Source organism: Anaerococcus murdochii (assembly GCF_019957155.1).
Classification (GTDB): Bacteria; Bacillota; Clostridia; order Tissierellales; family Peptoniphilaceae; genus Anaerococcus; species Anaerococcus murdochii.
Window position 1 is genome coordinate 1123100 of sequence record NZ_JAIPME010000002.1, and the last position, 19197, is coordinate 1142296.

17 protein-coding genes and 1 riboswitch are annotated in these 19197 nt (G+C 35.3%); of the genes, 10 read left to right on the forward strand and 7 right to left on the reverse strand.

Going from position 1 to position 19197, the window contains the following annotated elements; genetic code table 11:
• Nucleotides 1-32: 32 nt before the first annotated feature.
• The 5 genes from K8P03_RS05810 to K8P03_RS05830 all read left to right on the forward strand — a co-directional run bounded on the left by K8P03_RS05810 (nucleotide 33) and on the right by K8P03_RS05830 (nucleotide 4542).
• Nucleotides 33-353: a hypothetical protein gene (locus K8P03_RS05810; RefSeq protein ID WP_223419226.1), complete on the forward strand. Its 321-nt coding sequence runs from the start codon at nucleotides 33-35 to the stop codon at nucleotides 351-353.
• A gap of 13 nt (nucleotides 354-366) precedes the next feature.
• Nucleotides 367-1437 (forward strand): ABC transporter ATP-binding protein, encoded by a 1071-nt coding sequence (locus tag K8P03_RS05815; protein WP_223419228.1) that lies wholly within the window; start codon nucleotides 367-369, stop codon nucleotides 1435-1437.
• Nucleotides 1437-2321, forward strand: coding sequence for a carbohydrate ABC transporter permease (locus K8P03_RS05820; protein ID WP_223419231.1), 885 nt, complete (start codon nucleotides 1437-1439; stop codon nucleotides 2319-2321). The genes K8P03_RS05815 and K8P03_RS05820 overlap by 1 nt, the downstream gene beginning before the upstream one ends.
• A gap of 3 nt (nucleotides 2322-2324) precedes the next feature.
• Nucleotides 2325-3143 carry a carbohydrate ABC transporter permease gene (locus tag K8P03_RS05825; RefSeq protein ID WP_223419233.1) on the forward strand — a complete coding sequence of 273 codons (819 nt, stop codon included), beginning with the start codon at nucleotides 2325-2327 and terminating at the stop codon, nucleotides 3141-3143.
• A 97-nt stretch (nucleotides 3144-3240) separates the two neighbouring features.
• A complete protein-coding gene (locus K8P03_RS05830; protein WP_223419236.1) occupies nucleotides 3241-4542 on the forward strand; it encodes an extracellular solute-binding protein in 1302 nt (433 codons plus the stop codon).
• 53 nt (nucleotides 4543-4595) lie between these two features.
• Here the strand turns inward: K8P03_RS05830 and K8P03_RS05835 are convergent, their stop codons facing one another.
• From K8P03_RS05835 to K8P03_RS05845, 3 genes are read right to left on the reverse strand one after another with little or no spacing between them, the layout of a single operon-like run.
• The gene (locus tag K8P03_RS05835) at nucleotides 4596-6362 is read right to left on the reverse strand and encodes an ABC transporter ATP-binding protein (RefSeq protein WP_223419238.1); all 1767 of its coding nucleotides are present in this window, start codon (nucleotides 6360-6362) and stop codon (nucleotides 4596-4598) included.
• On the reverse strand, nucleotides 6352-8220 hold the full coding sequence (locus K8P03_RS05840) for an ABC transporter ATP-binding protein (RefSeq protein WP_223419240.1): 1869 nt from the start codon (nucleotides 8218-8220) through the stop codon (nucleotides 6352-6354). Before K8P03_RS05840 ends, K8P03_RS05835 begins: the two co-directional genes overlap by 11 nt.
• On the reverse strand, nucleotides 8204-9403 hold the full coding sequence (locus K8P03_RS05845; RefSeq protein WP_223419242.1) for an ArsR/SmtB family transcription factor: 1200 nt from the start codon (nucleotides 9401-9403) through the stop codon (nucleotides 8204-8206). The genes K8P03_RS05840 and K8P03_RS05845 overlap by 17 nt, the downstream gene beginning before the upstream one ends.
• 169 nt (nucleotides 9404-9572) lie before the next feature.
• A riboswitch (TPP riboswitch) is annotated at nucleotides 9573-9674 on the forward strand.
• Nucleotides 9675-9804: 130 nt separating this feature from the next.
• Here K8P03_RS05845 and cytX point away from each other — a divergent pair.
• Nucleotides 9805-10965, forward strand: a complete 1161-nt coding sequence (gene cytX / locus K8P03_RS05850; protein ID WP_223419245.1) for a putative hydroxymethylpyrimidine transporter CytX — start codon at nucleotides 9805-9807, stop codon at nucleotides 10963-10965.
• A gap of 39 nt (nucleotides 10966-11004) precedes the next feature.
• Here cytX and fic read toward each other — a convergent pair whose 3' ends face one another.
• Both fic and tyrS read right to left on the reverse strand, forming a co-directional pair.
• Nucleotides 11005-11571: a protein adenylyltransferase Fic gene (gene fic, locus K8P03_RS05855; RefSeq protein WP_223419247.1), complete on the reverse strand. Its 567-nt coding sequence runs from the start codon at nucleotides 11569-11571 to the stop codon at nucleotides 11005-11007.
• Between the two features lie 72 nt (nucleotides 11572-11643).
• Nucleotides 11644-12897, reverse strand: a complete 1254-nt coding sequence (tyrS, locus tag K8P03_RS05860; RefSeq protein WP_223419249.1) for a tyrosine--tRNA ligase — start codon at nucleotides 12895-12897, stop codon at nucleotides 11644-11646.
• Between the two features lie 382 nt (nucleotides 12898-13279).
• Between tyrS and K8P03_RS05865 the strand changes: the two genes are divergently transcribed.
• Nucleotides 13280-14323 carry a hypothetical protein gene (locus K8P03_RS05865; RefSeq protein WP_223419251.1) on the forward strand — a complete coding sequence of 348 codons (1044 nt, stop codon included), beginning with the start codon at nucleotides 13280-13282 and terminating at the stop codon, nucleotides 14321-14323.
• Nucleotides 14324-14445: 122 nt separating this feature from the next.
• Nucleotides 14446-14964: a hypothetical protein gene (locus K8P03_RS05870; RefSeq protein ID WP_223419253.1), complete on the forward strand. Its 519-nt coding sequence runs from the start codon at nucleotides 14446-14448 to the stop codon at nucleotides 14962-14964.
• A gap of 123 nt (nucleotides 14965-15087) precedes the next feature.
• On the opposite strand, the gene K8P03_RS05875 is transcribed toward K8P03_RS05870, so the two are convergent.
• Nucleotides 15088-15477, reverse strand: coding sequence for a pyridoxamine 5'-phosphate oxidase family protein (locus K8P03_RS05875; RefSeq protein WP_223419255.1), 390 nt, complete (start codon nucleotides 15475-15477; stop codon nucleotides 15088-15090).
• Nucleotides 15478-15700: 223 nt separating this feature from the next.
• A complete protein-coding gene (locus K8P03_RS05880; RefSeq protein ID WP_223419257.1) occupies nucleotides 15701-16591 on the reverse strand; it encodes a helix-turn-helix domain-containing protein in 891 nt (296 codons plus the stop codon).
• A 278-nt stretch (nucleotides 16592-16869) separates the two neighbouring features.
• Here K8P03_RS05880 and K8P03_RS05885 point away from each other — a divergent pair, with 278 nt between their 5' ends.
• Nucleotides 16870-17943, forward strand: a complete 1074-nt coding sequence (locus K8P03_RS05885; RefSeq protein ID WP_223419259.1) for a hypothetical protein — start codon at nucleotides 16870-16872, stop codon at nucleotides 17941-17943.
• Between the two features lie 42 nt (nucleotides 17944-17985).
• A complete protein-coding gene (locus tag K8P03_RS05890; RefSeq protein ID WP_223419261.1) occupies nucleotides 17986-19125 on the forward strand; it encodes a hypothetical protein in 1140 nt (379 codons plus the stop codon).
• The last annotated feature ends 72 nt before the right edge of the window (nucleotides 19126-19197 follow it).

Consider the following 19197-nt stretch of genomic DNA (forward strand, 5'->3'; position numbering starts at 1 on the left):
AGATATGTTATAATACAAGTAGAGAGGTTTAAATGATTGATATAATAAAAAATATGTTTATGCCAATCTTTGCAGTAGTTGCTGTAATTAGCCTAATTGACTTTCTTTTGGAAGCAAGGAAGCTTTCTGCTTATGTAAGCGCAGTCACAGGCATTGTTGCAGCTATTTCCTTGGTTATATCCATAATAAACCCAAACAGCGATTTGTTTATGCAATTATATTTATTGTTATTTTTATTATCAATATCGCTGGTGATTTTGGCCCTACAAAAGCAAATAGATGCTTTTACTGTTATTGGTATAGCCCTGATGGTTGTAATGTTGTATCTACTATTGAGATTTCCATTAATATGAAAACGAGGAATATATGATTAAAATCAAAAACTTAAAGAAAATTTATGATAACGGTTATGAAGCCCTAAAATCTGTCAACCTTGATATAGAAGATGGGGCCTTGGTGACTCTTCTAGGTCCAAGTGGTTGTGGTAAATCTACAATCCTAAATATCATAGCAGGTATTTTGGACCCAACAGCTGGAGATATAGAATTTGATGGCGAATCAATCGTCAACAAACACCCAAAGGACCGTGATATAGGCATGGTTTTCCAAAACTACGCCCTTTATCCACACATGACCGTCCTTGAAAACATCATTTTTCCCCTAGTTGTAGGTGAAAATAAGATTAAAAAAGAAGAGGCAATTAAGATTGCCCAAAAATACATGGAATTAACTTATATTACTGATATTCAAAACAAAAAACCAAAGGAAATATCAGGTGGCCAACAGCAAAGAGTGGCTATAGCAAGAGCTTTAGTTAAAAATCCAAAAACTCTTTTACTTGACGAACCTCTTTCAAACCTTGATGCAAGATTAAGGCTTTCTATCAGGGAAGAGATTAGAAATATAGTTAAAACTGTTGGGGTTACAACAATTTTCGTAACCCACGACCAGGAAGAAGCCCTATCAATTAGCGATTATATCGCCCTAATGGATAAGGGAGTCATCCAGCAATACGATATTCCACAAAATCTTTATCTTGAACCAGCAAATCTTTTTGTGGCAAAATTTATCGGCAACCCTATTATCAATATCTACGATGTTGAAAATAAGGGGGATGGTTTTGTAAATGGCGATTTAATAATTGAAAAAGAAAAATTAGTAGAAGCTAGAAAAAAATCTGACCTAAGCGGAAATACCTATCAGGTTGGTATTAGGCCTGAGCATTTCAAACTCGACACCAATGGCAATTTAGAAATCAATGTAGAATCTCGTGAGATGATTGGTAGGTATATGATCCTACACTTTACTCTAAACGGACAAGCTTCAAGGATGGTTGTTGATTCTGCCCTTGATATCAATCCGGGCGATAGGATTAAGATCTCAATCGACCACAAGGCAATCTACCTCTTTACAGAAGATGGAGAAAGGGTCTACTAATGAAAAAGAAAATGACCTACAGGGCAGAGACCACCAACAAGGCCTGGCTCTTCCTTTTACCAGCCCTGTTTTTTATACTAATCTTTAACGTTTATCCTTTAATTAGGACCTTTTATATGGCTGTCCACAGCAATAATATCCTAAACCCACAATTTGTTGGTTTATCAAACTTTCCAGCAGTTTTAAATGACAAATTATTTAGGATGGCCATGAAAAACACCCTAATTTATTCAATAACAGTTGTGCCTTTATCTTTGATAATTTCAATGTTTATTGCCTTGATTTTAAATCAGAAGATTATTGGCAACAAGTTTTTTGAGACAATCTTTTTTATACCTTATCTAACCAGCGTTATCGCTGTAGGTATTGTATTTAGGTATTTATTTAACGGCCAATACGGTTTTATCAACCACATGCTTTCCTTTATTGGAATAGGGCCTATAGAATTTTTAAACAATCCTGACTACAATATGCTAGCGGCCATTATCTTTGGTGTTTGGAACGGCCTTGCCTTTAATATCATTGTAATCCTTTCAGGCCTTCGAGGTATTGACCAGGATTACTACAAGATAGCCGACACCTTTGGGGCAAGCGGCTGGGAGCAATTTAAAAAAATTACCCTCCCACAGCTTACAAATATAATTACCTTTTTGTTTTTGACAAGCTTTATTTCAAGCTTTAAGGTTTATAACCAAATTTTCGCCCTCTTTAATGGTAAGGCGGGTGTTGGAAATAGGCTAATTACCGCAGTATTTTATATCTACAAAAAATTCTACGTAGAATACCGCTACGGCCACGCCATGGCGGCTGCTGTAATTTTGTTTTTATTCCTCTTGGTTCTAACCTTTGTCCAAAGAGCAATCATAAGAAAGATAGCGAGGTAGGAGATGAAAAAGATTTTAAAAGGCCTAGCCTTCATATTTATAATCATAATGGCAGCTGTGACCCTTTTTCCATTCCTCTATATGATCTCATCAGCCCTTATGAGCTTTGGAGAAGTAACAGCTATCCCACCAAAACTTTTGCCGGCAGCACCTCAATTTGAAAACTTTAGGGAAGCCATGAAGGCCGCTCCCTTTGCAAGGTATTTCGTAAATACAGTATTTGTTTCCTTGATAAATACCCTCGGTACCCTAGCTACAACAGTTTTAGCAGCCTTTGCCCTAAACTTTATGAACTTTAAGGGCAAAAATATGCTCCAAAACTTTATGCTAGCCCTCTTGATGGTGCCATTTGAGATAATTATCTTTACAAACTACTCAACAATAGCCAAACTTGGCCTTCTTGATACCTATGTTGCCCTTATAATTCCTTTTATGGCCTCAGTATTTTATATTTTCTATCTAAAAGAATTTTTAAAATCTGTTCCAATGGAATTTTATAATGTAGCCAAGGTTGACGGAGCAAGCGACTTTGAATTTATAGGAAAAGTTATGATTCCAATGTGCAAGCAAAATCTTTTCACCATTGGACTTTTAAACTTTATTACAGGTTGGAACTCATTCTTGTGGCCAATCCTTGTTACAAACACCAAGAATATGAGACTTATATCAAATGGTCTTTCAGCCTTTGCCACAGAAGCAGGTCAATTAATCCATCTGCAAATGGCAGCTTCAACCATTACAATCCTTCCAATTCTAATACTTTACTTTATCTTTAGGAAGCAAATCCTAAGGGGAGTATCTTTTGGAGGAATTAAGGGATAAAAATTGATTAAATTATATTTTAAGGGTATATATTTAATGTAAGAATAATAAGTTTGCTTTTATGGGAACTTAGGAAAAAATATTTAAAGGGGAAGAAATGAAGAAAAAATTAACATTACTTGCAGCCTTAGTCCTATCTATAGGAATGTTTTCAGCTTGTGGCAACAATGCCGACAAGAAAGAAGAAGCTCCAAAAGAAGAAGCTAAGGTAGAGGAAAAAGCAGAAGAATCAAAAGAACCTGCCAAAGAAGGTCAAACAGAGGTAGTTTTCTGGCACGCAATGGGCGGTGGCCAAGGCGAAGCTCTTGAAGGCCTTGTAGCAGATTTCGAAAAAGAAAACCCAGATGTTAAAATCACCCTACAACACCAAGGTGGTTATGGCGATCTTAACCAAATCCTAGTTGCAACTATGCAATCTCCAAAAGACCTACCAACAATTACCCAAGCTTATCCAGACTGGATGCTTCAATTTTCCGAAGCTGGTATGGTAGCAGACCTTACAGATAGAGTTAAGGGAGAAGATGGAATTGCAGATTACGAAGACATCTTCCCAGGTGTAAGGGATGAAATCGAACAAGATGGCAAAATCATCGGTATTCCATTCAACAAATCAACAGAAGTTCTATGGTACAACCAAGACCTATTTGATGAACTAGGTCTTAAAAACCCAACAAGCTTTGAAGAGCTAAAAGAAGTTGCTAAAAAAATCAAGGCTGAAAAAGACATTCCTGCTTTTGGTTGGGACTCACTTTCAAACTTCTATGTAACTTACCTTAAAAACAAGGGCATAGAATTTGGTCCAGACCTTGACGTAACTTGCCCAGAATCAATCGAAGCTATTAAATATTACCTAGACGGTATCAAAGAAGGTTATTTTAGAATTGCAGGAACTGACCAATACCTATCAGGCCCATTCGCTAACGAACAATTAGCAGGCTACCTTGGATCAAACGCTGGTGAAGTATATGTTAAAGAAGGCGTTGAAGGCAAATTCAAATACGCAGCCCAAGCATATCCAGCAGACAAGGCAGTTCAACAAGGTACAAACATCTATATGTTTGAAGGTGCTTCTGATGAAGCAAAAGATGCAGCCTTTAGATTCCTAAAATACGTATCAAGCAAGGAAGCTCAAATTAAATTTGGTCTAGCAACAGGCTACATGCCAGCTAGAAAGTCAGCTGTAGAAGATGAAAGCTACAAAAACGCTGATTCAGAAATTCCAAAAATCCTAGGAACAGCAAGTGAAAAATTATTCTCAAGACCACTTGTTCCAGGAAGCCAACAAGCTTACAACGATATTGCAAGCAAACTTGAAGAAATCTTATCAAACCCAGATAGTGATGTAGAAGCAGAAATGAAAGCTTTCGCACCACAATTTGAAGCAGATTTCGCACAATAATAAAGAACAAAACAAAAACTCCCAGCTTGGGAGTTTTTTTGTTGTAGATTTTACTATTCAAAATACTGGGCTTGGGCATTGTAGAGTTTGGAGTAGAGATTATCGTAGGCCATTAAATTCTCGTGGCTATCGAAGGCGGCTGCTTTTCCGCCATCTAGTAATAATATTTTGTCGGTAAACCTTGATGAGCTCATCCTGTGGGAGATGAAGATGGCTGTTTTCCCTCGGGTCATTTCGTTAAAGTGCTCGTAGATTTTGCTTTCTGCTAGGGGATCTAGGGATGCTGTTGGTTCATCTAGGATTAGAAAATCTGCGTCTTGGTAGAGGGCACGAGCTATAGCTAGTTTTTGCTTTTGGCCAAGAGACAGGTCTGTGGCATTTTCGTATATGTCCTTATTTAAATAAGTATTAATCCCACGAGTAAGTTCTTTTATCTTTTGGTCTAGGTCTAGCTGTTTTATAATTTCATCAGTTTTATTTTCGCTAAAAGCCTTATTTGCAATAATATTTTCCTTGATTGTAAAAGGCATAATTGAAAAGTCTTGGAAGACTCCGCTGATTTTCTCATAAAGAGATTTTTTGCTGATTTTTTTGATATTCACACCATTATAAAGGATTTCTCCGCTATCAATATCGAAAAATCTTAGGAGAATCTTTACTATAGTTGTCTTTCCAGCGTTATTCACACCTACAATGGAGATTTTCTCGCCCTTGTTTATCTTAAATGACAAATCGTCTATGATTTTTCTGTCAGATCCTGGGTAGGTAAAGGTCACATTTTTAAATTCAAGGCTCTGGAAATCTTCTGCTATTTCCAAATTTTCTTCCTCATCAGAATCTAGGACGTAGAAGTCATAGAGGGGCTCAAGATTTGCTAGACTCATAATAAAGCCAGCTAGTTCTGAAAACATGGTCTGGAAGGAAGTCATGAAGTTTTCATTTGCACCAATAATTGCTGAAAAGGAACCAAAGGAAATCTGTGGCCCGTATGCGGCTGATAGAGTCCTCATTGCCACATAGGTGTAGGAAACTAGTCTTAAAATAGATTCTAAAAAGATTTTTATAGCTCCCATATTGGCTTCAAAGCCGAATTTATCTTCAAATCCATCCATCATTTGGTCTAAGTATCCTTGAGTTTTTGACTGAAGCATATCTCCTAGGTCAAAAACCCTAATTTCCTTTTGATAGTGGGGACTTGCCATGAGAGAAAAATAATAGGAAAATCTCCTGTTTACATTTACAATCTCTAAGTCAAACTTGCTGGTGTAGGAAGACTCTTTGCCATTTACAAGGATTATTAAAAAGGAAATTAGAATTGAAAAACCAACCAAGTAAGGGGAGAAGGATATGATTACAAGGGCAGTTCCTATCATGGTTGCCACGCTTGTTATTATATCCTTTAGGCATGATAGCAAATTGTGGATTGCTCCCATATTGATAGCGGCGTTGGCCTTTTCCTTAAGATCTAGGGTGTGAGGATTTTCTATGTTTTGGTAGGTCAAATCCATGGCTTTTTTGGCAAGTTCAAAGGTCAAATAATCATTAATTCCCTGTCGTCTTACAAATTCTTCGCGGCTTAGAAGTCTTTCTAAACTTTCAAGAAGGATTTTTCCTATTATTAAAAGTAATACTATTTTAATAAAGTCAGCTGCCGGCCTTGGGTCTGTGATTTGGTTAATAAAAATCATTGGCACGAAGACATTGATTAAGGTTCCCGCCGCAGGTGCCAAGGCATTTAGGATAATTACTGGTATATAAAGAGGATCATTTTTTGCTGTAATTTTCATAAAAAGCCATAGGGCTTTTAGTTTATTTTTCATTCTTTTCCTCCAAATAGTATTTTCTTTGGGATTCGTACATTTCCTTATAGAGCCCATCTTGTTTTAAAAGTTCATCATGAGTTCCATATTCTGTTATTTTCCCACCATCAAGGAGCATGATTTTGTCACAAAACCTGGTGGAAGCTAGCCTGTGGGAGATAAAAATCAGGGTTTTGTTCTTACTAATCTCATCAAGGTCCCTGTAAATTTTCTCTTCCGCTAGGGCATCGAGGGCTGCAGTTGGCTCATCCATTATAAGGGCTCCTGCATTTTCTTTATAAAGGGCACGAGCGATGGCAAGTTTCTGGTTTTCTCCACCGGAGAAAAGTGTCCCATCATCGTGGATATTTCTTGTCATCTGGGTGTCAATGCCTTTTGGTAATTGGTCAAGCTTATATCCTAAACCTGCTTTTTTTAGTGAATCTATAACTCTTTCTCTGTCGATATTTTCATCAGTTGCTGCCACATTTTCTGCAATGGAAACTGCGAGGGGCTCTACATTTTGTAAAACTGTTGCAAAGGCAGCATATCTTTCTTTTAGATCAAGGTCATTAGCGTTTACCCCGTTAATAAAAATTTCTCCTCCCGTTGGTTTATAAAGGCCTAAGATTAGGGAAACTATAGTGGATTTGCCTGCACCATTTACACCAACAATGGCAACTTTCTCCTTTTCCTTAATAGTAAAAGACAGATTTTCTAATACATTTACATCAGATAGGGGATAGGAAAAAGATACGTTTTTAAATTCGATTGACATCGGTCCAGTAATTTTTTTATCACCTACATCTGACTTAAGATCTACCCTAATCATATCAAAGCCATCTGCCACATAGAGTAGGTTTGACCTGGTTTGGGCTATATTTATCACAAGAGTCAAGACAACATTAGAATAAATTGCAACTGATGTGATAAGGAGGGTTAGGTTTTTTAATGTAATTTGGTCTGACAATATTTTTCCTGTTAGGAAATAATAAGCGATGGCTTCTACTCCTACAAGAAGGACTGCAAGGACAGGAGAAAGATACATTTCAGGTTTGATAAAATTTCTTGAAATCTTAATCACATTTCCTACAAGGGGTTTAAAACCATCTATAAATCTGTCTTTGAAAGAAAATACCCTAATATCTTTGGCGAAACGAAAGTCGGATGCTTCTTTGTAATAGGCGTCGGTTTTTCTTTTTACCTTGTTTAATTCGCCCATGTGGGAGTGTCTGTACTTGTCTGTATAAGTCCTAATTGCCAGTTGAATTAGTATCGAAATTATGGCAAAGATAAAAATTAGGGGAGATAGTTTCGCCATAATCACTGATATAATCACAAAGGAAAGGACATTTGCCAAAAGCTTATACATATCGTGATAAATTCCTTCAAGGCCTGTGACATTGTTAGAAAAAGGTTCAAAACCTCTGGAAAATTCTGCCATAAAGAGAGAATTTTCCCCAAGACCGTAGTCCATTTCCATGATAGGACCAGAAGCCTTGATGAAGGTAGATAACCTAGTACCCATATAAGTCGAGTAAGTTCTACGCTCAATCTGGTTTGAAACCATGGAGCAGATAAAAATTATTAGGGCATAGGCTATAATAGTCAAAATCATTGTCCTAAGGTCGGTATTTTTGTTTATGAGATCTACCAAATAATACATAATAAAGGCCTGGATTACTGGAATTAGGCCTGCTGTAATAGGATAAACCATTAATGATAATTTTATTTTTAGATTGTCCTTAAAAGGCTCATAGGCCATTTTTAGAAGGTCAAAATTTGAAAGCTTATCAGCTCTTAGATATGATTTTATGATTTCTTCGTCATTTAGATTTTGAGCTAGGTTTCCTTTTAGGTTTTTAAGATTCTTTTCCATAATTTTCCTCATTTATGTCCTTAGAAAATTCGGTTAATTCTTCTATTACTTTTTCAAAACCAGGACGTCTTAAATAATAATAAGTCTTCCTGCCCTCGATATAGGCACCAATAAAGCCACAAACGTGGAGCTGGCTTATGTGGTAAGAGAGAGTGGCAGGTGTTATATAAAGCTTGTCAGAAAGCTCTTTTGCGTAGTAGTTTTTTTCCTTTAAGAGATCTAGGATGTCAATCCTAGTTGGGTCTCCTAGGATTTTTAGGTATTGGCTTATGTATTTTAGCTTATTTTCTTTTTCGACAAAGTCTTTATTTGAATAAATTCCAAATTTGATAAAGGCATCATTGTAATCTTCTGATATAAATTGAATCATAGTCATATTTGGTGCAAGGATTAGACCATAGATGTTAAAAGGCTCATCTCTTTTGCTTAAAAAACTTGCTAAGCCAACTTGGTCTATTACTTCACTTACCTTTTTGTAGTCATCTTTTTTTATTTTTTCAAAATGGTCCATGAATTCGTCTTGAATTTTTGGGAAATTATTTTCTGAAATCTGGCAAATTTTTTCTAAAAGAGGATAAAGTCTATCGTAGATAGATTTTTTGTTGGAAAAAGACCTTAAAAGTGCCATAGAAAACTTATCTTCGTAGGGTAGACTAGCTATTAGGCTTAGAAAGTCTGATTTTAAAGCTTTTTTTGACCATTCTTTTATAGTTGTAGACTTTAATTCTGGATCATCTATGTCAACACCTATATATCTTAAAAAAGATAGGTTGAAGACTAGGTCAAAGCTCTCATAAGAAAAGTCCTTAATAGAGCTAACATTGATATTTTGGAAAACACCTGCCATAAAAGGCAAATAATTTCCATCGTTTTCTGTAAATATGTAAAAAAGATTTAAAATATCTTCGTTTTGGTCATTGAAAAATTCCTCTAGATAGGGAAGGGATTCCTTTTTTACACTTCTAACAAAGTCTGTATAGGCCTTGTTGTTGTAAAAAGCAGTATCTATTGAGGTTAAATTCATATCCTGGGAGTAATTAAAACCTGGATAAGACTCCTCAAAAGAGAAGAAGTTTTTGTTCTTAGCAGCTAGGTAGTTTGTATAAAGGTAAACCACAAGGCCTGCTTCATTTACAAGTAAGGGCTGTTCTATGAGATTAAAATTATCAAAGTGAGCTTTCATTGTATATCCTTTCTTAGATTTATATCTAATTTTTATTTTTATCTTAGATTTCTATTAACTTAATTATAAGATAAATTACATCTAACATCAATAGTCTTATATTCGATATTAATCTAAGTATAGATCGGGAAAATTTTCCTTGACAAAAATTTGGGAAAGTTTTAAAATATTAGGCATACAAGGGAGTTCTTAAAAGATCTGAGAGGGGGCCTAGCCTCGACCTTACCTGATTTGGATAATGCCAACGTAGGTATGTATATTTTTTATGCATATTTTTTTTTGAACTTATAGGGCAAGCCTTGGCTTGTCCTTTTTTTGTAAATAAGAAAAAGGAGAGATTATGAAAGAGAATATAAATTTATTTGGAGACAGAAATCTTCAAGAGAAGGAAGGAGAAGAAAATGAAAAAAACTTCTAATTTTGAAAACGGCCTGATTTGGTTTGGGGCAGGAGTTTCTATAGCAGAAATTATTACCGGAACGTATTTCGCACCCCTAGGCTTTAAAAAAGGACTTTTGGCCATGGTAATTGGTCACGCTATCGGTGCAATCTTATTATATATGGCAGGTCTTATCGGCGGTAGGACAGAAAAATCAGCCATGGAGACTGTAAAAATGTCCTTTGGCCAAAAAGGCGGACTATTCTTTGCACTTTTAAATGTCCTTCAACTTGTAGGATGGACTGCTATTATGATCTACGATGGAGCAATCTCAAGCTCCCACGTATTTTCTACAGGCCACATAATCTGGGCCCTTGTAATTGGAGCCTTGGTCTTAGTTTGGATAATGATAGGAATTTCCAACCTTGGAAAGCTAAACACAGTTTCCATGACCCTTTTGTTTATCCTTACAATCTTACTTTCTTTTAAGGTTTTTAAGGGAGTAAACTTCAATTCACAAGCGATGCCTGATGCAATGAGCTTTGGCCTTGCCATAGAACTTGCTGTAGCCATGCCACTTTCCTGGTTGCCTTTAATATCTGATTATACAAGAGAGGCAGAAGATCCAAGAGGAGCAACCTTAACATCAACTGTTATATATACCCTTGTTTCCATGTGGATGTATGTAATTGGTATGGGTATGGCCCTTGTCACAGAAGAAAGTGATATAGCCATGATCATGGTAAAATCAGGCTTAGGCCTTGCCGCTATGGTAATTATAATATTGTCAACAGTCACAACTACCTTCCTTGATGCCTATTCAGCAGGTATATCTGCCGAATCTTTGTCAAAGAAGGTTGATGGACAAAAAATCGGAATCATTGTTACAATAATCGGCACAATCGGGGCAATAATTTATCCAATGGACGACATAACCGAATTTTTATACCTAATCGGGTCAGTCTTCGCCCCAATGATAGCTATACAAATCGCTGACTATTTTATTTTGAAAAAAGACGTTACAGAATCTGATATATATTACAAAAACATGGTAATTTGGCTAGTTGGCTTTGTCGCAAATAGGGTATTTCTAAAGATGGACCTCTTTATAGGTTCGACAATTTCATGCATATTGGTAGTAATAATTGTAAAAGTCTTGGCTGAAAAATTAATAAAAGATTAAAAAAAACGAGCCTAGCAAGAATTTTTGCTGGCTCGTTTTTTATTTTATATCTTCTATGGAAATGTCGTAGAGATCTTCGTATAAATAGGACTTGTCGATGCCCTTCATGAAAACTTCCCTGTCAGAAATTTGATCTGTGAGGGCGGATTTTAGGAGGTGGTTGATTTCAAGAGTATTTACAACCGACCTTTCCATGGCAGAAAGATATGCAAATTTGTCTATCTTATCCCAATCAACACACTTGCCTAGGTTCTTCTTTAAAATTAAATCTAGCCAAATCCTTGTGGCCCTGCCATTTCCTTCCCTGAAGGGATGTGCTATGTTCATTTCTACGTATTTATCAATAATTTCGTCAAAGTTTGTTTCTGGCATTTTTTCTATAATTGCAAGGTTTGATTCCAAAAAAAGAAGGGGAGCAAAACGGAAAGAGCCCTTGGCTATATTTACCGTCCTAATTTTTCCTGCAAAGTCGAAAACATCTTGGAAAAGATAGGCGTGGATGCCTTTGAGGGACTTAAAAGTGCCTACTTCAAATTTATCTATGATGCCAAGATCCCAAAGTTCTTTGGCTCGTTTTTTACTTAAATATTCTTCGTTCCTATTCATATTATCACCTAAGCTTATTATACGATTTAAGCGAAAAAAATCCCCCAAAACTAAAGCTTTGGAGGAAATTTCTTAGGCTAGTTCCACCTTGTGGAAGTTTTTCTTGCCTTTTTTGATTATTATTCTATTATCTTCAAAGATTTCTTCTGTTACTTCAAAGGATGGGTCGGTAATTTTTTCGTCGTTGATTGATACTCCGCCTTGTTGGACAATGCGTCTTGCTTCGCCATTTGACTTGGTTAGGCCAACTTCTGTCATAAGGGCTAAAAGACCCTTTGGTAGGTCAGATGCAGAAATTTGTGTTGTTGGCATAGCTGATTCATCACCCTTGCCAGAGAAAAGCGCTTTGGCTGCATCAAGGGCAGCATCTGCTTCTTCCTTGCCATGGACAAGTTTAACAACTTCGTAGGCTAGGATTTCTTTAGCCTTGTTGATTTCTGCTGCTTCTGTTGCTGATCCTAGTTTTCTACATTCAGCTGTAGGTAAGAAGGTAAGTTGAAGTAGGAATTTCTCAACGTCCCTATCATCGACATTTCTCATGTATTGGAACATTTCAAATGGACTTGTTTTTTCCTTATCAAGCCAAACAGCGCCTTTTTGGCTCTTGCCCATCTTAACTCCGTCTGCAGTTGTAAGTAGGGCAAAGGTCATACCGTAGGCGTCGCCTTGTTCGTGTTTTTTAATTAAGTCAACTCCACCGATGATATTTGACCATTGGTCAGACCCACCCATTTCAAGGGTTACACCATTTTCTCTGTACATTTTTAGGAAGTCATAAGATTGTAAAAGCATGTAAGAAAATTCAAAAAATGTTAGACCACCAGCTGCCATCCTGTTCTTGTAGGCATCTTTTTTGATCATTTCATTTACCAAAAATTCGCTTCCCACATCTCTTAAAAATCCAACAAAATTAAGGTCTAAAAGCCAATCTTTGTTATTTAACATTTCTGCTCCGCCCTCATCAGAGAAGTCTAAAAATCTTTGGAATTGCTTGTAGAAGCACTCAGCGTTGTGGTTGATTCTTTCTTCTGTCATTACCTGACGCATGTCGCTTCTTCCTGATGGGTCGCCGATTAGGGTTGTACCGCCACCGAGAAGGGCAACTGGCCTGTGGCCGTAGTTTTGCATACGCATCATTACCATGATTTGGATAAGGTGGCCAACAGTTAGGGAATCTGCTGTAGCATCAAAACCACAGTAGAATTTAACAGATTCTGTTGCAAGTTTCTTCTTTAATTCTTCTTCGTTTGTAGCTTGCTCGTAGTAACCACGGTCAACTAGTTCATCAAAAACATTATCGTATTCTTTTTCGTAAGTAAATTTCATAATTTATCCTTTCTTATAATTTGCTGTAATTTCTATATAAGTGAGAAATCCTATAAAATAAACAGTTCTAGGCCAAAATAGGCACAAAAAAAGAGCATAAAAGCGCAAAGACTTGCGGTACCAGCTTTTTTTATACTCGTTGCCAAACACAGGCAGTTTGGCTTGCCTTAAACAAAATGAAAGTGTAATTTCAAAAAAGCCATCCCAGGCCTTTCCTACTCGAATTCATTGTAAGTTTTTATTTCTATAGGACTATTTAACACTATGGACGAACTTTTGTCAAATAAATCTCACTTTATTGTGGTATTTAATTATTGAAATTACAGATGGGGGGTAAAATGATATTAAGGAAGCACAAGGAAAAATTTAGAAAGGAGAAATTATGAAAAAGAAATTTTTGGCAGGAGCCATTGCCCTTGTATTTTTGATGCCAAGTGCAAATGCCTTTGCCAAGGAAGAAAAAACAGCGGATGAGATCCAATTTAAGGGAGATTATACCTATGAAGACGGAATGTATTTGCCAGCCTTATATCATTTTGGAGTGACAAAGGGTAGACAAGTTCATCCTTTTGGTGGTAGCAAAGTTGGAAAGATTAGCAAAAAAGAGAAAGAAGAGGTTCTTCAAAGGCCAAAAGTTAAGAAATTAATGGCCCTTTATAACTCCTACTACCAAACCATAATAAAGATATACCAATATGGGGACAAACATATGGATAGGTGGAAGGAAGTTAAGACTATGACCGATCCTGTTTATGGTAAGTTTACTAAAAAGAATTGGGTGGATATTTATCAAAATGGGGCCCAGACTCTCCAATTAGTCCGTGATTATTTCGATTCTTTGGGCCTTGCTGATAGTGACTTCACAAATGAAAAGACCTTGAAAATGATCTATAAGCCTGAATTAAGCTTTGAGAAAATTGAGTCTTGCGGGGCAGAAGATACAATTGTTTTTAACCAAGGAATTTCAAGTGCTAAACTAGATGCCCAATCTAGGGAACTTACTGATGCAAATGGCGGAAAGTTAGTAAAGAAACTTGTGGAAAATCTTGATGGATATGAGCTTGGAGAACCAACAGAAGTCTTGGGCAAGTCGAAATCAGGTGCCTATGATCAGAGACTTTTTGTGGAAATTTATTTAACTAGGGATGACTCACAAATCCTCTTTCAGATGGCAGGCAAGGATGAAGAAACCTGGAGCGATTATTCCTTGAAAGATAAAAAAATCTCTAATTTCTATGGCCAAGAAATGCTACTTTCTTCCTATAAAGAGGGAGGTTTATATAGGGCAGAGTTTAAAGATTTGGACAATGAATACCTAGTAGAATCTTCTGGAATTTCTGAAGATGAATTTTTGGTGATTTTAAGGTCCTTTATAGCCAATATTAGAAATGTTTCAGCCTTATCATCTATGAAATTAGAATTCTAGAAATATCTTTCTAGGTTATCAGAAGAGATAATAAATTGGGCATCTCCTGCCTATAAATTCATAGAAATAGACGATAAATTTGCCACAGGCTCATCAATTATGCCCAAAAGAAAAATCCTGATATGGCAGAATTAATTAGGGGAAAAGCTGCAAGGCTTATTGGCAATATGAACCAGGCCTTTGTAATGATGAAGTCTCTGCCCCTTTCCTATGCCAAGGATATGCAGGAAGACAAGGAATTTATCTTTGACTCCATAGATACAGTAAAATCTTGTCTAAAAATAATGGCTGGGCAAATCCAAAGTCTTACTGTAAATAAAGAAAAAATGCTACAGGCATGCAAGATTGGATTTTTGAATGCGACTGACCTGGCAGATTATTTGGTAAAAAAGCAAGTTGCCTTCAGAGACGCCCACCACATAGCAGCAAGGCTTGTAAAATATGCCATAGAAAAAAATCTCACCTTAGAAGACCTTGACCTAGCCACCTATAAAAAAGAATCTGATCTCTTTGAAGAGGATGTTTACGAAGCCATTGACCTAAAAACTTGCCTAAAAAATAGAAAATCCAAAGGTGGGCCAGGGCCAGAAGAAGTCTTAAAGCAAATCGCTTATGTAGAAGGAAAAATTAATCAACTTTGATCTTATAAGGTTAAAATTGGAATTAATTGCAACATAAATCCTAGAAATAAATAAAAAAGTTTGGTGCACGAGAGATAATCTGTGCACCAAACTTTTTTGTAGAACTATTAATAAATATGGGAATTAAACTTCTAATAATTTTCCTGCGATTGGACCTGAATCAAGGGTATAGATTTTTTCTATATCTATGATTACAGCAGCCGCCTTTGGCATTACGCCAGCCTTTTCCTTGGCTAGGTTCATATGCTCATCATCTGTATAAGATTTGGCTGTACCAACAATCCTAAAGCCCTTGTTGTCTTCTCTTTTGACAAAAGCAATAGCAACCTTGCCGTTATTTTTAATATTGGCGTGGTGCTTGCCATCTGTATTTTCGCAATAGATGAGATGTTCATCATCAAGAACCCTCATAGTTCTCTTTGGTCCTATATTAGGATTACCATCCTCATCAACAGTTGCCATATAAGCAAGTTGCTCACCTATTAAATCTTTTATTTCTTGGGTTAATTTCATATTTTCACCTCTTATATATTATTTTCATTTATAGGATAGCATATTTTGGGAGAGTTGTCAATAATGATTATCATTATTAAACGATAAAAACAAATACAATTGTAGTATTAACATCTCAAGCATGGCTACAAATAAAAAATTGAGGACTATAAGATATTTGATAGAAAAAAAGACGAGAATAATTTTTCTCGCCTATCAATTATGGATTATAATAAAACCAATTTTAATATGAAATTATAAAGTTTTTGTCATCATTAGCCTTGGCCTTATAGTTATTTAAAAGCATTTCATATAAATTGGAATTAATTTTCTTTGAAGTTTCCAGTGTCATTTTCACATATTTTTCATAAGGAAAATTAAGGTCATATAAAATGATGGATTTTTGGTAAAGCATGATTGGAGAGATTGGATTTTTATTGTTTGTTGCGATTGATTTGTTGATATAGTAGAGGGCCAGGTAGGATTTGTCTGTGGTATAGTAGGTGCTCGAAATGTTGTGGTATAAAATTGAGTTTAGATTATCGTCATCTATCCTAGAATTTTCGATAAATTTTAAAATCCTTAGCATTTCTGCTTTATTTTTTATATATATGGCATAATTCATTAATAGCCTATAATCAATTATATCATAGGTGTTTGCGGCAAGGTCATTAAAGTCAAAATTCCTTCCTACATTTAAAGCTTCGACGATTAGCGATTTTTTCTTATTTTTATCATCTTTTATTTCAACGCTTTGAAACAACAATCTTAATTTTTTGGCCTTAAGTCTTATAATTTTTCTGTGGCTAGTATTTTCAATTTCGGTTAAAATCCTTATTTCATCAGCCTGAATACTTCCTGGATACCTATCTTTTGAGTTTAGATTTTTTACAAGCTTATTAATCTGGCTAGAATCATCTAATATAAGATACAAGTATTTTTCTACAAGATCTATATTAAATATTTCAGAAAGAATCTCAAGCATGTCCAAATCAAAATCAACCTTTCCATTTTCCATATTTGAAAGGGTTTTGACATTGATAAAAGAACGATAAGAAAGCTCTTCTTGGGTCATATTATTTTTTTGTCTTAGATCTTTTAAAAGTTTTCCAAACTTATAATTATTCCTATTCATATAAACACCATTTTTAATCATATCACATTATCAAGGGAAAGTCCATAGAAAAACAAGACATCCACAGTATCACTTTATTATGGTATAATTATACTAACAATGAGGACAAGAAATATATCATTAAAGGATTCTTAAAATTTTATTGATATTTGAGTTTTAATTAATATATGGAATAAAATGGAGGGTCCAATGAAAAGACTAAGTCCTATGAGATATAAAAATGGAGACTAAAGCTAGGTTTATAAGCTTAAAAATGAAAAAAATAAAAGGAGAATATTATGAAAAAAATTATTGTTGTATCTTTAGCGGCTTTTGCTTTTTTAACAACAAATGCAAGTGCAAGTGAGGGTGTCCAAGTAAATAAATATGTAAATACAGAGACCTACCCAGAGGGAAATACTCTTGAAAATGACCTTAAGAAAGAAAAAGAATATTTAAAGGAAATTTTTGATTTCGACTTTGACCTAGATACTTCTTATGAACTTAGTAAAAAAGATGGTGCAAAAACTTATCTTTATACAGAAGATAGCCTCATGACCGAGGATGGCTTTAATATTTCCTTTAAATATGGGCCATATAGCAAGGAATATGAAAAGGCTATGGGTTTTTATAAGGCAAGTAAGATTCTTGGAATAGACGTTTTTATTTCTAAGGCAAATGAATTTGATGGCGGCAAGGATTCGGTTTTTTCTGCTGATTTTAAATTTGATGGGATTTATTATAAGCTTACAATAAGGACCATTGACGAAGCTCATTTTGTAAAAATCCTTGAAAATGCTCTTACAAAAATATTATATGATAGCCCAAGAGGAGATGCTTCTTCTGAGAATAGGAAGGCTCCTGAATCTAGGAAAAATACTTCATCTGAAAATAGAAAGGATCTTGATTTTAAAGGAGATTCTTCTTATGCAGAAGGGATGTATTTGCCAGAGATGTCAGTTGTGGGAAAGTTCTATTTCAAAAATGGAGAAGCTGTAAACCCATATGGACCAAGCAAGGTTGGTAAGATTTCTAAGACAGAAAAGGAAAAAATCCTTAATGATAAGAGAATGAAAAAATTGATAGGAGCCTACAATAGGTTATACAGGGTGACTATCAACCTCTATAAGTATGGGGAAAATCATATGGATAGGTGGATGGCAGTTAAAAATATGACCGACCCTGTTTTTAATAATATTTCCAAGGAAAAATGGGTCAAGATCTACAAGCTAGCTACCGATAGCCTATTAAATGTGAAATATTATTTTTATTCCAAGGGCCTTGATGATGCTGATTTTACAGACCAAGCGACACTCAAAGCTATTGGCGGCGATACAAGATATGTGCTTGCTTTAAATAAGTATAAGAAATAAAAACAGCCCAGTTTAGTCTGGGCTTGAATTTTAGGAGACTATATGAACAAAAAAATTTTATTTATTCTCTGTACTTGCCTTTGCTTAGTTTCATGTAATAAGGAAGAAAAGGGTCAAGAAAGCAAGGAAGTTACGAAAAATGTGATAGAAATTGACACTACAAAGAAAATGGCAGAGAAAATGACCCTTGATGATAGCGGCGGAGATGACCTAGTTTTTGAAAATCTCTCTTTTGAAGATAAGGATATGGACCAGGTCATGGATTTTTTTAAGGACTATGGAGTTGAATTTGAAAAATCTGACACCTATATTAGGGATTTTGTGGCTTATGCAAAAAATAATATTTATGACGGTGGAGAATTTGGCTATGATTGGACTCCAGAAACTTCTTACGAAGGATCTTATGTTTTTGACAATAGGATGAACCTCATTGCTACAAATCTTGAAGATGGGAAGATGACCGTAGAAGTCTACACCAAGGATAAAGACAAAGAGGTAGAGAAAAATACCATCTTAGATAATATTTCTAATCTAGAAACCTATATTTATGATGATGACAAACTCTATTATGGGGCAGATAGTCTCGATGGAAATTCAATTTTGGGATATTTTAGTCTGGATGATTATAAAAATGAAAGCCTAGTAGTAAATCCTATTAAACTTGATGGAGGAAATGCGACCGGAGATGTCATTACTTTGGTGACAAAATTAGACGATGACGTTGTTTATCAAGTATCCCACTATGAAAATCAAGTTCTTGGAGAAGATAAGCCTTTAAAAAATAAATTAGTATATTTGGCTAATCCTAATAAGGAAATCAATCTTGGAGAAAATAGTTTTGATGTCATAGAAAAGTACGGCGACTATATAATTTGCCATGACAAAACTTACGGTACAGATGAAAAGTATGTCAAAATCTATGACAAGGATTTTAGGCTTTTGTATAAAACAGCAGAACCTATGGATAGGCTTGTAAATATTTCAAAATTAGAAAAAGACGGAAAGACTTATCTGCTCTTATCAGACGGGTTGTGGACTCATTATATAGTTGATGTGGAAGAAAATAAAAATTCCTACCAATTAAATGGGATAAATGCTAAAGATAGGTATTTTTTCTACAGTGATGATAAGTTTGTTATATCAAATGATCATGAATCTTATATAGGTAAAGTAAGAAAATAAGGTCGAAAAGACAAATTTCACCTATAATTTTTGAGACTTTTGTATTTTAAGTTATAATACTTGAGAGTTTAA

Excerpts from the sequence above, each read along its gene's own strand:
- K8P03_RS05840 (WP_223419240.1), bottom strand. The coding sequence starts at position 8,220 with ATGGAAAAGAATCTTAAAAACCTAAAAGGAAACCTAGCTCAAAATCTA.
- K8P03_RS05875 (WP_223419255.1), bottom strand. The coding sequence starts at position 15,477 with ATGAAATTAACCCAAGAAATAAAAGATTTAATAGGTGAGCAACTTGCT.
- tyrS (WP_223419249.1), bottom strand. The coding sequence starts at position 12,897 with ATGAAATTTACTTACGAAAAAGAATACGATAATGTTTTTGATGAACTA.
- K8P03_RS05880 (WP_223419257.1), bottom strand. The coding sequence starts at position 16,591 with ATGAATAGGAATAATTATAAGTTTGGAAAACTTTTAAAAGATCTAAGA.
- K8P03_RS05865 (WP_223419251.1), top strand. The coding sequence starts at position 13,280 with ATGAAAAAGAAATTTTTGGCAGGAGCCATTGCCCTTGTATTTTTGATG.
- K8P03_RS05815 (WP_223419228.1), top strand. The coding sequence starts at position 367 with ATGATTAAAATCAAAAACTTAAAGAAAATTTATGATAACGGTTATGAA.
- K8P03_RS05870 (WP_223419253.1), top strand. The coding sequence starts at position 14,446 with ATGGCAGAATTAATTAGGGGAAAAGCTGCAAGGCTTATTGGCAATATG.
- K8P03_RS05830 (WP_223419236.1), top strand. The coding sequence starts at position 3,241 with ATGAAGAAAAAATTAACATTACTTGCAGCCTTAGTCCTATCTATAGGA.
- K8P03_RS05835 (WP_223419238.1), bottom strand. The coding sequence starts at position 6,362 with ATGAAAAATAAACTAAAAGCCCTATGGCTTTTTATGAAAATTACAGCA.
- K8P03_RS05885 (WP_223419259.1), top strand. The coding sequence starts at position 16,870 with ATGAAAAAAATTATTGTTGTATCTTTAGCGGCTTTTGCTTTTTTAACA.
- K8P03_RS05825 (WP_223419233.1), top strand. The coding sequence starts at position 2,325 with ATGAAAAAGATTTTAAAAGGCCTAGCCTTCATATTTATAATCATAATG.
- K8P03_RS05845 (WP_223419242.1), bottom strand. The coding sequence starts at position 9,403 with ATGAAAGCTCACTTTGATAATTTTAATCTCATAGAACAGCCCTTACTT.
- K8P03_RS05820 (WP_223419231.1), top strand. The coding sequence starts at position 1,437 with ATGAAAAAGAAAATGACCTACAGGGCAGAGACCACCAACAAGGCCTGG.
- K8P03_RS05810 (WP_223419226.1), top strand. The coding sequence starts at position 33 with ATGATTGATATAATAAAAAATATGTTTATGCCAATCTTTGCAGTAGTT.
- K8P03_RS05890 (WP_223419261.1), top strand. The coding sequence starts at position 17,986 with ATGAACAAAAAAATTTTATTTATTCTCTGTACTTGCCTTTGCTTAGTT.
- cytX (WP_223419245.1), top strand. The coding sequence starts at position 9,805 with ATGAAAAAAACTTCTAATTTTGAAAACGGCCTGATTTGGTTTGGGGCA.
- fic (WP_223419247.1), bottom strand. The coding sequence starts at position 11,571 with ATGAATAGGAACGAAGAATATTTAAGTAAAAAACGAGCCAAAGAACTT.